General features: G+C 70.1%; 3 protein-coding genes and 1 pseudogene. 3 read left to right on the forward strand and 1 reads right to left on the reverse strand.

From position 1 onward, the window contains the following. The first annotated feature begins 69 nt into the window (after positions 1-69). Positions 70-2,652: pseudogene (gene lnt, locus A5760_RS13545) on the forward strand (apolipoprotein N-acyltransferase). 30 nt (positions 2,653-2,682) lie between these two features. On the opposite strand, the gene A5760_RS13555 reads toward lnt, so the two are convergent. Further along, positions 2,683-3,018, reverse strand: coding sequence for an RNA polymerase-binding protein RbpA (locus A5760_RS13555; RefSeq protein ID WP_007770897.1), 336 nt, complete (start codon positions 3,016-3,018; stop codon positions 2,683-2,685). A 182-nt stretch (positions 3,019-3,200) separates the two neighbouring features. On the opposite strand from A5760_RS13555, the gene A5760_RS13560 reads away from it, so the two are divergent. Both A5760_RS13560 and A5760_RS13565 read left to right on the forward strand, forming a co-directional pair. Then, positions 3,201-3,551: a hypothetical protein gene (locus A5760_RS13560; RefSeq protein ID WP_082279462.1), complete on the forward strand. Its 351-nt coding sequence runs from the start codon at positions 3,201-3,203 to the stop codon at positions 3,549-3,551. Between the two features lie 387 nt (positions 3,552-3,938). Then, positions 3,939-16,511, forward strand: coding sequence for a type I polyketide synthase (locus A5760_RS13565; RefSeq protein WP_064881519.1), 12,573 nt, complete (start codon positions 3,939-3,941; stop codon positions 16,509-16,511). Positions 16,512-16,517 lie beyond the last annotated feature (6 nt).

The following is a 16,517-nucleotide window of genomic DNA, read 5'->3' on the forward strand; positions in this document are numbered from 1 at the left end:
GCGGCGCGCGGGGCGGCGACCGGACTGGTGGCCGCCGTGATCGGGCGGCTGCCCGCCGCCCAGGCCGCGATGCTGCCCCGCCTGACCCGGCTGAGTTGCGTCGTGATGGGCGGCTTACTGCTCTGCGCCAGTTTCCCATCACTCAATTGGTGGTGGGGCGCCGTGGTGGCCGCCGCGTTGCTGGCGTGGGTGTTGACGCACCCCGCGACCACGCCCGCGGGCGGCCTGGGTTACGCGTTCCTGTTCGGGCTGGCGTTCTACCTGCCGCTGCTGCCGTGGGTCGGCCTCCTGGTCGGCCCCATCCCGTGGATCGCCCTCGCGACCGTCTGCGCGCTGTTTCCCGCCCTCTTCGGCCTGTGCGCCGTCATCGTGCGCCGGCTGCCCGGCTGGCCCATCTGGTTCGCGCTGATCTGGGCGGCCCAGGAGTGGCTCAAGTCGATCCTGCCGTTCGGCGGCTTCCCCTGGGGGTCGGTGGCATTCGGTCAGACGCACGGTCCGTTCCTGCCGCTGGTCCAGCTCGGCGGCGTGGCGCTGTTGTCCATGGCGATCATGCTGGTCGGCTTCAGCGCGACGGCCATCGCGCTGGAGATCGTGAAGTGGTGGCACTCCGGTCACCCAGCGGCCGGCGACAGCGTCGCCGCGGATGCCGCGCACCCCGACCAGGCGCCGCCCGCGGTGGTGCTGCCCGGCGTCTGCATCTGCCTGGTGCTCTTCGCGTCGCTCATCGTCTGGCCGCAGGTACGCCACGCCGGTACCGGATCGGGTGGCGAGCCGGCGGTGACCGTCGCGGCCGTGCAGGGCAACGTGCCGCGGCTGGGCTTCGAGTTCAACGAACAACGGCGCGCGGTCCTGGACAACCACGTCCAGGAAACCCTGCGGCTGGCCGAGGACGTGCGGTCCGGGGCCGCCCCGCAACCGCAGTTCGTGATCTGGCCGGAAGACTCGTCGGACATCGACCCGCTGGTCAACCACGACGCCGCCTTGGAGATCTCGCAGGCCGCGGCGGCGATCGGCGCTCCGATCCTGATCGGCAGCGTGCTCGAGGTACCCGGGCGCCCGCCGCAGGATCCCAACTACACCAACACCATGATCGTGTGGAATCCGGCCACCGGTCCGGCCGATCGCCATGACAAGGAAATCGTGCAGCCGTTCGGCGAGTACCTGCCGATGCCATGGCTGTTCAAACACCTGTCCGGCTACGCCGGGCGCGCGGGAAGCTTCGTGCCCCGCCAGGGCTCCGGGGTGGTGCACATCGCGGGGGTGCCGCTCGGCGTCGCCACCTGCTGGGAAGTGATCTTCGACCGGGTGCCGCGACAGGCGGTCCTCGGCGGCGCCCAGCTGCTCGCCGTGCCGGCCAACAACGCCACCTTCAACAAGAGGATGAGCGAACAGCAGCTGGCCTTCGCCAAGGTCCGGGCCGTCGAGCACGACCGGTATGTGGTGGTGGCCGGCACCACGGGGATCAGCGCCGTGGTGGCCCCCGACGGTGGCGAGTTGGCCCGCACCGACTTCTTCCAGCCCGCCTATCTGGACATGCAGGTGCGGCTCAAGACCAGGCTGACACCGGCGACCCAATGGGGGCCGCTGGTGCAATGGGTCATGGTGCTGGCGGCCGGAGCGGTGATTCTGGCCGGGATGCGGCACAATGGATGGTTCCCGCGTTCGGTACGTCTCAGGTCCACACGCCAACCGGAAGGGGCCGGTGCAACCCCGGGCAAACCCCCGCCCGACGAGCACGACGCAGACACTGCGCCCGACTCCCGGGACCGCACGCCGGCAGACGACGGCGACTGACCACCCTCCGTCCGACCAGGACGGCCGACATTCTTTCGATTTCGGGCGACACAGAGGAGCTACATGACCACCGGCCAGCCGGCGCCCCAGGTCCCAGGTAACCGTCCCAGCCAGCGCGTCTTGGTGATCATCCCTACCTACAACGAGCTGGAGAACCTGCCGGTCATCCACCGGCGGCTCAAAGAGGCGTGCCCGCACGTGCATCTGCTCGTGGTGGACGACAGCAGCCCCGACGGCACCGGCCGGCTCGCCGAGGAACTGGCGGCGGCCGACGCCGGCCGCACGCACGTCATGCACCGCACCGCCAAGGACGGCCTGGGCGCGGCGTACCTGGCGGGTTTCGCGTGGGGGTTGAGCCGTGACTACTCGGTCCTGGTCGAAATGGACGCCGACGGCAGCCACGCCCCCGAACAGCTGCACCGCCTGCTGGACGCCGTCGACGCCGGCGCCGACCTGGCCATCGGGTCGCGCTACGTCGAGGGCGGGACGGTGCGCAACTGGCCATGGCGGCGATGGGCGCTGTCCTGGACGGCGAACACCTACGCCCGGCTGGCCCTCGGCATCGGCGTGCACGACATCACCGCCGGCTACCGGGCCTACCGCCGCGAAGTGCTCGAAGCGATCGACCTCGACGGCGTCGACTCCAAGGGCTACTGCTTTCAGATCGATCTGACCTGGCGCACGATCTGCAACGGGTTCACCATCGCCGAGGTGCCGATCACCTTCACCGAGCGCGAACTCGGCGTGTCCAAGATGAGCGGATCCAACATCCGCGAAGCCCTGGTCAAAGTCACCCGTTGGGGTGTTCAGGGCCGACGGTCGGGCGCCAAGGCCACCAGGGCCGACAACCGCACTTAGGCCGCGGTCCGGCCCCGGCTCAAGCCAGGGTCAGCCCCGGCGGCGGGTCTTGATGATCTCGAGGCGCTCCTTGAGCAGCTCTTCGAGCTCCTCGACCGAGCGACGCTCCAGCAGCATGTCCCAGTGCGTCCGCGGCGGCTTCACCTTCTTCGGCTCGGGCAGGTCGCCCTCGATCAGGGTGCCTTCCAGGCCGTTGCGGCACAGCCAGGTGCCGGGGATCTCGGCGTCGTCGGCGAAGGGAACCTCGAACTCCTCGCCGTTCTCGGTCCGGTACTTCGCGAGCTGACGCGGCGCCAGGTCGTGGTTGCGGTCAGTCTCGTAGCTCACGGCCCCGAGGCGACTGCCTCTCAGTACGCGATCAGCCATGGCTGCTACTCCTTCAGGTCTTCTTCTCGGAGCCCTCGGGCTCCCTTACTGCAGTTCGGTGCAATCTGTCCAGTTAGCAAACGCTGCGGCGATCTGCGCAGTTCCCGGCCGGGACCGGCATACGCGACGCGACCCTCAATGATACCGGGATCGCCGAGAAAACCCGACTAAAGTCGGCAGGCGTGAGCCGCCGTACCCACCCGCAGCCTTGTCGCTGGTGCGGCCGAGACGTTACCGATGCGGGAATGGGACGTCGCCGCCAGTACTGCCGGCAGTCGTGCCGGCAGCGCGCGTACGAACAACGGGCCTCGCTGAACCGCAACGGCGCGGCAGCCGTGCCCGAGGACGCGGTGGTGCTGTCGGCCGAGGATGCCGCCGACCTGTCGGATCGCGTCTACCAGGTGCGGTGCGCGGCCGAGGACGTCGCCACGGCCGTCGACGAAGGCGCCGGGGCCACCGAGCTTCGCCAATTGTGCGACGCGCTGATCCACGCCGCCAGGGCCGCCGACGGCTGGCGCCGAGCGGGTGTGTGACCCCCGCCGGGTCTGCGCCGCGCCGAACCCGCCACGACAGCGCCTGACCACCGGCTATGGTCAGCCGGGTAAAGTCGCGCCATGGACGTCGGGCCGTGTCAACAGCGCACCGCTGTCCAGCGAGCACACCGGGCACCCGGCCTCACATACTCTTTGCGCGGCGCGGCGCAGCGGTCCATGCCGGTCCTCCCGTAGCAGTCGGGAGCAGCGGACGTTTTGAAATCCAGTCGGAGTTGGCCATACTCACCAGCAATATTCTTGGGTCGGAGAGCAGCACGACGCTGGTCGAACGGGAAACGGCGTCGCCTCGTGCAGCAAATTCCGTCACTCGGCGAAAACCGCATCCGGCGGTGAAAGACGGCCGTACGTCGTTAGGTGAGGTTTGTGATGGTTGATCAACTCCAGCATGCGACCGAAGCGCTGCGTAAAGCGCTGGTCCAGGTTGAGCGCCTGAAGCGCACCAACCGGGCGTTGCTGGAGCGGTCCAACGAACCGATCGCGATCGTCGGTATGTCGTGCCGCTTCCCGGGTGGCGTCGACAGCCCGGAGGCGCTGTGGCAAATGGTCGCCGACGGCCGTGACGTCATCTCGGAGTTCCCCGCCGACCGTGGCTGGGACGTCGCGAGCCTCTACGACCCCGACCCCGACGCGCGCCACAAGTGCTATGTGAACACCGGCGGATTCGTGGACGGCGTCGCGGACTTCGATCCGGCCTTCTTCGGCATCGCGCCCAGCGAGGCGCTCGCGATGGACCCCCAGCATCGGATGCTGCTCGAACTGTCGTGGGAAGCATTGGAGCGGGCCGGAATTGACCCGAGCGGGTTGCGCGGCAGCGCTACCGGCGTGTTCGCGGGGCTGATCGTTCAGGGCTACGGCATGCTCGCCGAGGAGATCGAGGGTTACCGGCTCACCGGCATGACCTCCAGCGTCGCCTCGGGGCGGGTGTCCTACGTGCTGGGCCTCGAGGGCCCCGCGGTGTCCGTGGACACGGCGTGTTCGTCGTCGCTGGTGGCCTTGCACATGGCCGTGCAGTCGCTGCGCTCGGGGGAGTGCGATCTGGCCCTGGCCGGCGGCGCGACCGTGAACGCGACGCCGACGGTCTTCGTGGAGTTCAGCCGGCACCGCGGGTTGGCGCCGGACGGACGATGCAAGGCCTACGCGGGCGCGGCCGACGGCGTCGGCTGGTCCGAGGGTGGGGCCATCCTGGTCGTGGAACGCCTGTCGGATGCGCAGCGGCTGGGGCACCCGGTGCTGGCCGTGGTCCGCGGCTCGGCGGTCAATCAGGACGGCGCCTCCAACGGGCTGACCGCGCCCAACGGTCCGTCGCAACAGCGAGTGGTGCGTGCGGCGCTGGCCAACGCCGGGTTGTCCGCGGCCGACGTGGACGTCGTCGAGGGCCACGGCACCGGAACCACCCTGGGTGACCCGATCGAGGCGCAGGCCCTGCTGGCCACCTACGGGCAGGACCGCAGCGAGCCGCTGTGGCTGGGCTCGATCAAGTCGAACATGGGCCACACGCAGGCCGCCGCCGGTGTGGCCGGCGTCATCAAGATGGTGCAGGCGATGCGCCACGAGACGCTGCCCGCGACCCTGCACGTGGACGCGCCGAGTCCGCACGTGGACTGGTCGGCGGGCTCGGTGTCGCTGCTGACCGAGGCGCAACCCTGGAACGCCGAGCGGCCGCGCCGGGCGGGCGTGTCGTCGTTCGGCATCAGCGGCACCAACGCGCACGTCATCGTCGAGGGCGCTCCGGTGGCGCCGGCACGGGAGGGCGGACCGGTCCGGCCGGTGGTTCCCTGGGCGGTGTCGGCGAAATCGCCGTCGGCGTTGGCGGCGCAGGCGGCGCGGTTGGCCGAATACGTTCGCGCGCACAATGATCTGGACATCGCCGACATCGGCTGGTCATTGGGGGGCCGCGCGACATTTGAGCACCGCGCGGTCGTTGTCGGCGGTGACCGTGACCGGCTGCTGGCCGGGCTGGACGAGCTTTCCAACGATGACACCACCGGATCGGTCATCCGGGGCACCGCGACGCCGGCGGGCAAGACCGTGTTCGTCTTCCCCGGCCAGGGCTCCCAATGGCAGGGCATGGCGCTTGAATTGCTGGATACCGCACCGGTATTCGCCCAACAGATCCGGGAATGCGAGGAGGCCTTCGCAGAATTCGTCGACTGGTCGCTGACCGGCGTGCTGCGCGGCGCCCCTGATGCTCCGGGACTGGACCGCGTCGACGTCGTGCAGCCGGTGCTCTTCGCGGTGATGGTGTCGCTGGCCGAACTGTGGAAGTCGATCGGCGTGAACCCGGACGCGGTGATCGGGCATTCGCAGGGCGAGATCGCCGCCGCCTACGTCGCCGGGGCGCTGTCGCTGCAGGACGCGGCCCGGGTGGTCACGTTGCGCAGCAAGCTGCTGACGGCGCTGGCCGGCCCCGGTGGGATGCTGTCCATCGCCTGCAGCACCGAGCGGGCCCGGGAGTTGTTGGCGCCCTATGGGAATCGAGTCAGCATCGCGGCCGTCAACGGCCGCTCGGCCGTCGTGGTGTCGGGTGAGGGGGCCGCGCTCGACGAGCTCGTCGGCTTCTGCGCCGACCTCGAGCTGCGGACCCGGCGCATCGACGTGGACTATGCCTCGCACTCGGTTGAGGTCGAGGCGATCCGCGCCGACCTCGCCGAGGTGCTGGCCGGCATAGAGCCGCGCTCCTCGCGCATCGCGTTCTTCTCCACTGTCACCGGAAACCGTTTGGACACGGCCGGATTGGACGCCGACTACTGGTATCGCAACATCCGGCAGACCGTGCAGTTCGACCAGGCGGTGCGCAGCGCGTGCGAGCACGGATACCGGACGTTCATCGAATCCAGTCCGCATCCGGCGCTGGTCGCGGGCATCGAGGACACCGCCAACGACCATGTCAGCAGTGGCGCCGAGGCCGCTGAAGTCACAGTCATCCCCACCCTGGGCCGCGAGGACGGCGGTCTCGACCGGTTCCTGACGTCGGCCGCCACCGCGTTCGTCGCGGGAGTGAGCGTGCGCTGGCGCGGTGCGCTGGACGGCGCCGGCTTCGTCGAGCTGCCCACGTATGCCTTTGACCGGCGCCGGTTTTGGCTGTCCGGCGAAGGCATCGCGGCGGACGCCTCGGGCCTGGGCTTGGGCACCAGCGAGCACCCGCTGCTGAGCGCGGTCGTCGAGCTGCCGTCGTCGGGTGGGGTGGCGCTGACGGGCCTCCTGTCGCCGAGCCGGCAGGGCTGGCTGACCGATCACGCCGTGTCGGGAACGATCGTGTTCCCCGGGTCCGGCTTCGTGGAACTGGCGATTCGCGCGGGCGACGAGGTCGGTTGCTCAACGGTCGACGAACTGACGCTGCAGGCGCCGTTGATGTTGCCGGCCAAGGATTCCGGGTCGGCATCGGTCGCCGTGCAAGTGGTGGTCGGTCCCGCCGAAGAATCCGGCCAGCGCGGGGTGTCGATCTTTTCGCGCCCCGACGCCGGCTCCGGCTGGGCGTGCCACGCGGAAGGAACGCTGAGCACCGGCTCGGTCGAGCCGGGTGCGGATCTGTCGGCATGGCCGCCGGCGGGCGCCGTCAAGGTCGACGCGGCCGACTGCTACGAGCAGTTGGCGGAGCTCGGCTACGGCTACGGCCCGGCATTCCAGGGACTGACCGCGACGTGGGTGCGCGACGACGAGGTGTTCGCCGAGGTGCGGCTGCCTGACGCCGCGGGCGGCGTCAACGGTTTCGGGGTCCATCCGGCGCTGCTTGATGCGGCCATGCATGCACTGGTCGTCAGTCACCAGATCACCGGCCAGACCGACGAAGTGGTGCTGCCGTTCTCGTGGCAGGGCGTGTCGTTGCACGCCGCGGGCGCGTCCGCGGTGCGTGCACGCATCGCGCCGGCATCGGCGTCGGAGTCCACGTTCGCGGCCTCCAGGGCGGTCTCGATCGAACTGGCCGACGCGCTCGGACTGCCGGTGCTGTCGGTGCGGGCGATGGTCGCGCGTCCGGTGAGCGAGCGGCAACTGCGCGCGGCGGTGTCGGCCTCGGGTCCGGACCGGCTGTTCGAGCTGGCGTGGTCGCCGGCCGCGACGACGGCCGCCGGCACCGAGCCGCCCGCACACGCGGTGTTCGAATCCGTTGCGGCCGATCAAGATCCGGTCTCCGGATCGTATGAGCGCACGCATCGGGCGCTGGCGGCAGTGCAGTCGTGGCTGACCGAGCACGACTCCGGGGTGCTGATCGTCGCGACCCGCGGAGCGATGGGATGGGCGGGTGAGGACGTACCCGATCTGGCAGGTGCGGCGGTATGGGGGCTGGTGCGGTCGGCGCAGACCGAGCATCCCGGCCGGATCGTGCTGGTGGATTCCGATGCGGCGCTTGACGATAACGCGATCGCGACCGTCCTGGCGGTCGGCGAGCCCGCGGTGTTGCTGCGCGACGGCACGGCCTATATAGCGCGGGTGCGCGGCAGTCGCGCGGTGGACGGGATCATGACGCCTCCGGCGGACGGGCCTTGGCGGCTCGGAATCAGCAGCGCGGGCACGTTCGAAAACCTGCAATTGGAGCCGGTTCCCAACGCCGGCGCCGCGCTGGAGCCCGGCCAGGTTCGGGTGGCCCTGCGCGCCATCGCCACCAACTTCCGCGACGTCATGATCACGCTGGGCATGTTCACCCATGACGCCCTGCTCGGTGGCGAAGGCGCCGGTGTGGTGGTCGAAGTCGGGCCGGGAGTCACCGAGTTCGCGGTCGGCGATTCGGTGTACGGCTTCTTCCCCGACGGCAGCGGCACGCTGGTGCCCGGCGACGTGCGCCTGCTGCAGCACAAGCCCGCCCACTGGTCCTACGCCGAAGCCGCCGGCATCTCGGCGGTGTTCACCACCGCCTACATGGCGTTCATCCACCTGGCCGACGTCAAGCCCGGGCAGCGGGTGCTGGTGCACGCCGCGGCCGGCGGTGTCGGCATGGCCGCGGTGCAGCTGGGCAGGCATCTGGGCCTGGAGGTGTTCGCGACCGCCAGCCGCGGCAAGTGGGACACGTTGCGGTCCATGGGCTTTGACGACGATCACATCTCGGATTCGCGCAGCCTGGAGTTCGAGGAGAAGTTCCGGGCGGTCACCGGCGGCCGCGGCATGGACGTGGTGCTGGACTCGCTGGCCGGCGAATTCGTCGACGCTTCACTGCGGCTCGTCGCTCCCGGCGGGGTGTTCCTGGAGATGGGCAAGACCGACATCCGCGACCCGGGCGTGGTCGCCCAGGAGTACCCGGGTGTCCGCTACCGCGCCTTCGACCTGTTCGAGCCCGGCCGTCCCCGGATGCATCAGTGGATGCAGGAGCTTGCCGGGCTGTTCGACGCCGGGGTGCTGGAGCCGTTGCCGGTCACGACCTTTGACGTGCGGCGCGCCCGTACGGCGCTGCGGTACTTGAGCCAGGCCCGCCACATCGGCAAGGTCGTCATGACGCTGCCGTCCGGCCTGGCATCCGGCACCGTACTCATCACCGGCGGAACCGGGATGGCGGGCTCGACGTTGGCCCGCCACCTGGTGGCACACCACGGCGTCGAGGACTTGGTGCTGCTGAGCCGCCGCGGTCCCGACGCGCCCGGGGCCGCCGAGTTGATCGCGGAGCTGCAAACCGCGGGTGCGCGGGCGCGCGTGGTGGCGTGCGACGCGGCCGACCGGGCGGCGCTGGCGCAAGTCATCGACGACATTTCGGCGCAGCGGCCGCTGTCGGGCGTGATTCACGCGACCGGTGTGCTGGACGACGCGATGGTCACCTCCCTGACCCCCGATCGCGTCGACGCGGTATTGCGGGCCAAGGTCGACGCGGCTTGGAATCTGCACGAGTTGACCCGCGACCTGAATCTGTCTGCCTTCGTGATGTTTTCGTCGATGGCCGGCCTGGTCGGCTCGTCGGGCCAGGGCAACTACGGGGCGGCGAACACATTCCTGGACGGGTTGGCCGCGCACCGTCGGGCGCACGGGCTGCCGGCGATCTCGCTGGCCTGGGGCCTGTGGGAGCAGGCCAGCGCCATGACCGGCGGACTGGACGCTGCCGACCTCGCCCGGTTGGGTCGCGACGGGATCTTGGCGCTGTCCTCGGATGAGGCCATGGAACTCTTCGACACCGCACTGATCGTCGACGAGCCGTTCCTGGCGCCGGCCCGCATCGATCTCGGCGCGCTGCGGGCCCACGCGGTCGCGGTGCCGCCGATGTTCACCGATCTGGTCAACGCCCCGGCGCGCCGCCGGGTCGACGACTCGCTGGCGGCCGCGAAGTCGAAATCGGCGCTGGCGCATCGCCTGGACGGGCTGTCCGAAGCCGAGCAGCACGCCGTGCTCCTGGATCTGGTGCGCTCGCACATCGCCACGGTGCTGGGCAACACCGCCGCCGAGGCGATCGACCCCGATAAGGCGTTCCAGGAGTTGGGCTTCGACTCGCTGACCGCGGTCGAAATGCGCAACCGGCTCAAAACCGCTACCGGACTGGCGCTTTCGCCCACCCTGATCTTCGATTACCCGACGCCCAACGGCCTGGCCGGCTACATCCGCACCCAACTCGCCGGGGTCCCGCAAGAGATCAAGCATGCCCCGGTGGCTCGCGCCACCGACGACGATCCGATCGTCATCGTCGGCATGTCGTGCCGCTATCCGGGTGGCGTGAATTCCCCCGAGGACCTGTGGGACATGCTGACCGAGGGCCGCGACGTGCTCTCCGAATTCCCGACCGATCGTGGCTGGGACCTGGCCGGCGTGTACAACCCGGACCCCGATGTTCCGGGCACCTGCTACACCCGCACCGGCGGCTTCGTGGACGGGGTCGCGGACTTCGACCCGGCCTTCTTCGGCATCGCGCCCAGCGAGGCGCTGTCCATGGACCCACAGCAGCGCATGTTCCTCGAGCTGTCCTGGGAAGCGTTGGAGCGGGCGGGAATTGAGCCCGGCACGCTGCGCGGCAGCGCCACCGGAATGTTCGCCGGGGTGTACACGCAGGGCTACGGCATGGGCGCGGCCCCGACCGCGGAGGGCTTCCGGCTGACCGGCCAGTCCTCGAGTGTGGCGTCGGGCCGGGTGTCCTATGTGCTGGGCCTGGAAGGTCCCGCGGTGTCGGTGGACACGGCGTGTTCGTCGTCGCTGGTGGCGTTGCACATGGCCGCGCAGTCGCTGCGCTCGGGCGAGTGTGACCTGGCCCTGGCCGGCGGCGTCACCGTCAACGCCACGCCCGACATCTTCGTGGAGTTCAGTCGCATGCGCGGGTTGTCCGAGGACGGCCGGTGCAAGGCCTACGCCGGCGCGGCCGACGGCACCGGATTCTCCGAGGGCGGCGGCATGCTCGTGGTGGAGCGCCTGTCGGATGCGCAGCGTCTGGGGCATCCGGTGCTGGCCATGGTCCGCGGCTCGGCGATCAATCAGGACGGCGCCTCCAACGGTCTGACCGCGCCCAACGGCCCCTCGCAACAGCGGGTGGTGCGTGCCGCGTTGGCCAGCGCCGGATTGACGCCGGCGGAGGTAGACGTCGTCGAAGGCCACGGCACCGGAACCACATTGGGTGACCCGATCGAGGCGCAGGCCCTGCTGGCGACCTACGGTCAGGACCGCGGCGAGCCGCTGTGGCTGGGCTCGATTAAGTCGAACATGGGTCACACGCAGGCCGCCGCCGGGGTGGCCGGTGTCATCAAGATGGTCCTGGCGATGCGCCACGAGATGCTGCCCGCAACATTGCATGTCGACGAACCCAGCCCGCACGTCGACTGGTCGACCGGTTCGGTGTCGCTGCTGACCGAGGCGCGGGCGTGGCCCGGCAGCCGTCCCCGCCGGGCGGGTGTGTCGTCGTTCGGCATCAGCGGCACCAACGCGCACGTCATCGTCGAGGCGGTGCCGGCCGAGTCGCCGCGCGTCGTGGACGGTCCGAAGCCACCGGTGGTGCCGTGGCCGGTCTCGGCGAAGTCGCTGTCGGCGTTGAACTCTCAGGCCGCGCGGCTGGCGGACCACCTGCGCGCCCACCCGGATTTGGACATCGCCGACGTGGGGTGGTCGCTCGCGGGCCGGTCGGCCTTCGAGCAGCGGGCCGTCGTCGTCGGCAGCGACCGCGACCGGCTGCTGGCGGGCCTGGACGAGCTGGCCGGCGACGACCTGGGCGGCTCGATCATGCCCGGCCTAGTCCAGGGCACTGCACGCCCTGGTGGCAAGACGGTCTTCGTGTTCCCGGGCCAGGGCTCCCAGATATTGGGCATGGGAATGGGATTGCACGCCGGCTATCCGGTCTTCGCCGAGGCGTTCAACACCGTCGTGGCCGAACTGGACCGGCACCTGCTTCGCCCGCTGCGCGAGGTGATGTGGGGACACGACGAAAACCTGTTGAACAGCACCGAGTTCGCGCAACCCGCGCTGTTCGCGGTGGAAGTCGCGTTGTTCCGGCTGCTCGAATCCTGGGGTGTGCGGCCCGACTTCGTGATGGGCCACTCGATCGGGGAGCTGTCGGCCGCGCACGTCGCCGGCGTGCTGTCCCTGGAGAACGCCGCGGTGCTGGTGGTGGCGCGGGGCCGGTTCATGCAGGCGCTGCCGGCAGGTGGCGCGATGGTCGCAGTGCAGGCCACCGAGGAAGAGGTGCGGCCGCTGCTGGTGCCCTCCGAACAGGCCACCGTGGGCATCGCCGCGGTCAACGCGCCCACCTCGGTGGTGATTTCGGGAGCCGACGACGCGGTGATGGCGATCGCGGACCGACTCCGTACCGACGGCCACCGCGTGCACCGGCTCTCCGTCTCGCACGCCTTCCACTCGCCGTTGATGGACCCGATGATCGACGAATTCGGCACCGTCGCGGCCGGGCTGGCCATCGGCAAGCCCACCATTCCGATCGTGTCCAACGTGACCGGACAGCTGGCCGGTGACGACTTCGCGTCGGCGGCGTACTGGAAGCGGCACGTGCGCGAGGCGGTGCGATTCGCCGACAGCGTGCGTTTCGTGCACTCGGCCGGCGCAAACCGCTTCCTCGAAGTCGGGCCGGGCAGCGGCCTGACGGCATCAATCGAGGAAACACTGGCTTCCGATCCGACGGCAGCCTCGGTGACCACCATGTCCGCGCTGCGCAAGGACCGCCCCGAGCCCGTCACCCTGGTCGACGCCGTCGCGCAGGGATACGTCGCCGGAATGGATGTGGACTGGCGCGGCACACTGGGCGGTGCCAGTTCCGACGCCAATCTCGTCGAGCTGCCCACGTATGCCTTTGACCGGCGGCGCTTTTGGCTTGCGGCCGACGGCGCCCCGGCCGATGCCGCGGGCCTGGGCCTGGCCGCCAGTGAGCACGCCCTGCTCGGTGCGGTGGTGGAATTGCCTGCGTCCGACGGAGTGGTGCTGACCGGCCGGCTGTCGCCCGGCACGCAGGGCTGGCTGGCCGATCATGCGGTCGGAGGTGTGGTGCTGTTCCCCGGCGCGGGATTCGTCGAGTTGGCGATCCGCGCCGGCGACGAGGTGGGCTGCGGAATCGTCGATGAGCTGAATCTGGCGGCGCCGCTGGTGTTGCCGGCCGGTGGGTCGGTCGCCGTTCAAGTCGTTGTCGGCGGCCCGGATGATTCGGGTGCCCGTGCGGTGTCGGTGTTTTCGCGGGCCGAAGCGGGCTCGGGCTGGTCGCTGCATGCCGAAGGTGTGCTGCGGGCGGGGTCGGTGCAGCCGAGCGCGGACCTGTCGGCGTGGCCACCGGTGGGTGCGGTCCCGGTGGATGTCGGCGACGGGTACGAGCAACTGGCCGAGCGGGGTTACGGGTACGGGCCGGCGTTCCGGGGGCTGACGTCGATGTGGCGCCGCGGCGACGAAGTCTTCGCCGAGGTGTCGCTCCCCACCGACGCCGGGGTGTCGCCGGCCGGGTTCGGCGTCCACCCCGCGATGCTCGACGCGGCGTTGCATGCGGTCATGTTGGCCTCCGACAGTGACGAACTGCCCGACGGCTCGATGCTGGTCCCGTTCTCCTGGCAGCAGGTGTCGTTGCACGCCGCGGGGGCGGGCGCGGTGCGCGCCCGGATCGTGCCGGTCAGCCCATCCACCGTGTCGATCGAATTGGCCGACGGGCTGGGGCTGCCGGTGCTCTCGGTGGCGTCGATGGTCGCCCGCCCGGTCACCGACAAGCAGCTGCTGGCCGCCGTGTCGAATTCGGGACCGGACCGGCTCTTCGAGGTCATCTGGTCCGCGCAGCCGTCAGCGGCGGCGCAGCCAGTATCGCTGTCCGCTTGGGGCGCAACGGAATTGGACGGCACCGAGGACGAGCGGCCGGCGGTGTTGTTCGAATCGCAGCCGGTGTCCGGCGACGTGATCACCGAGGTGTACGCCGCGACGCGAGCGGTGTTGCCCGTGCTGCAGTCGTGGTTGTCGCGCGAGGCCGCCGGAACGCTGGTGGTAGCGACCCGGGGCGCGATGACGCTGCCGGGGGAGGACGTCACCGATCTGGCCGGCGCGGCGGTCTGGGGGCTGGTGCGGTCGGCGCAGACCGAGCACCCCGGCCGGATCGTGCTAGTCGACACGGACGCGCCCCTGGATTCCGAGGCGATAGCAGCGGTTCTGGCGCTCAGCGAGCCGCAGGCGATCCTGCGCAGGGGGACGGTCTACACCGCGCGGGTGCTCGGCAGCCGCGCCGTCGGCGGTCTGCTGCTGCCCCCCGACGACGGGCCGTGGCGACTCGGCATGAGCAGCTACGGCACCATCGAGAACCTGCGGATAGAGCGGATTCCCGACGCCGACGCGCCGTTGGGGCCCGGTCAGGTGCGGGTTGCGCTGTCGGCCATCGCGGCCAACTTCCGGGACGTCATGATCGCGTTGGGTCTCTATCCCGACCCCGAGGCGATCATGGGCATCGAGGCCTCCGGCGTGGTCGTCGAAACTGGCCCCGAAACCGCCTCGCCGGACGGGCGTTTCGCGGTCGGCGACCGCGTGATGGGGCTGTTCCCGGACGGCACCGGAACCATCGCCAAGACCGACCAGCGCCTGCTCGTCAAAGTGCCGGCCGGATGGTCGCACACCGCCGCCGCGACGGCGTCGGTGGTGTTCGCCACGGCGAACTACGCGCTGGTGGATCTGGCCGGCGCCAAGGCGGGTCAGCGGGTGCTGGTGCACGCCGCGGCCGGTGGGGTCGGGATGGCGGCGGTCCAGCTGGCCCGTCACATCGGTCTGGAAGTGTTCGCGACCGCCAGCCGCGGCAAGTGGGACGCCCTGCGGGACATGGGCTTTGACGACGACCACATCGCCGACTCGCGTAGCCTGGAGTTCGAGGACAAGTTCCGGGCGGTCACCGGCAGGACCGGCATGGCCGGGATGGATATCGTCCTCGACTCGCTGTCCGGTGATTTCGTTGATGCTTCCCTGCGCCTGATGGCCCCCGGCGGGGTGTTCCTCGAGATGGGCAAGACCGACATCCGTGACCCCGAGGTCGTGGCCCGGGACCACTCGGGCGTGCGTTACCGCGCCTTCGACCTGTTCGAAGCCGGGCCGGATCGGATCGCGCAGATGCTCGACGAGCTGGCCGCCATGTTCGGCGAAGACGTGCTGCGGCCGTTGCCGGTCACCAGGTTCGATGTGCGGCGCGCACCCGCCGCGCTGCGCTACCTGAGCCAGGCCCGCCACGTCGGCAAGGTCGTGATGACCATGCCCGACGCCTGGACGGCCGGCACGGTGTTGATCACCGGCGCCACCGGCATGGCCGGTTCGGCGGTCGCGCGTCACGTCGTAACCCGACACGGTGCACGGAATCTCGTGCTGGTCAGCCGCCGCGGCCTGGATGCACCGGGTGCCGCGGAGCTGGTCGCCGAACTCAGCGCGGCCGGTGCGCACGTGGAGGCGGTGGCCTGCGATGCCGCCGATCGCGAGGCCCTGGCCAAGGTGATCGCCGAAATCCCTATGCAGCATCCGCTGACCGGGGTGATCCATGCCGCCGGCGTCCTGCACGACGCGGTGGTGACCTCGCTGACGCCCGACCGGATCGAATCCGTGTTGCGGTCCAAGGTCGACGCGGCGTGGAACCTGCACGAATTGACGCGCGAGCTGGATGTGTCGGCGTTCGTGATGTTCTCGTCGATCGCCGGGCTCGCGGGTGCGTCGGGTCAGGCCAACTACGCGGCCGGCAACTCGTTCCTGGACGGGTTGGCCGCGCACCGGCGGGCGCACGGCCTGCCGGCGATCTCGCTGGGCTGGGGTCTGTGGGATCAGGCCAGCGCCATGACCGGTGGGTTGGGCGCCGCCGACCGCGCCCGGTTCGGCCGGGACGGGATCGTCGCCATGTCTTCGGACCAGGCGCTGGACCTGATGGACACCGCGCTGATTGTGGACGAGCCATTCATGCTGCCCGCCCATATCGACCTCGCGGCGTTGCGGGTCAAGTTCGACGGGGGCACGCTGCCGCCGATGTTCGTCGATCTGATCAACGCGCCGACGCGTCGTCAGGTCGATGACTCGCTGGCCGCAGCCAAGTCGAAGTCCGCTCTGCTGCAACGCCTCGAAGGGCTGCCCGAGGACGAGCAACAGGCCATCCTGCTGGACTTGGTGCGCGCCAACATCGCCACCGTGCTGGGCAGCGCCAGCCCGGAGGCGATCCACCCGGACCGGGCGTTCCAGGAACTCGGCTTCGACTCGCTGACCGCCGTCGAGATGCGCAACCGGCTCAAAGCCGCGACCGGACTGGCCCTTTCGCCGACGCTCATCTTCGACTACCCGAACTCGGCCGCGCTGGCCGGCTACATGTATCGAGAATTGGTCGGGTCGTCGGACCAGCCCGCGGTGGCGGCCGCACCGGGCGAAGCCGAGATTCAGCGGGTGGTGGGGTCGATTCCGGTCAAGCGCCTGCGCCAGGCCGGCGTGTTGGAGCTGCTGCTGGCCCTGGCCAACGAATCTTCCAGTGGGAGCGCGCCGTCCGAGGTGACCACGGAGAAGGACATCGCCGACATGGACCTCGATGACCTGGTCAACGCCGCGCTGCTGGATGACGACGAATAGCCATGA

The organism is Mycobacterium colombiense, from assembly GCF_001665835.1.
In the GTDB taxonomy this organism is placed as follows: Bacteria; Actinomycetota; Actinomycetes; order Mycobacteriales; family Mycobacteriaceae; genus Mycobacterium; species Mycobacterium colombiense_A.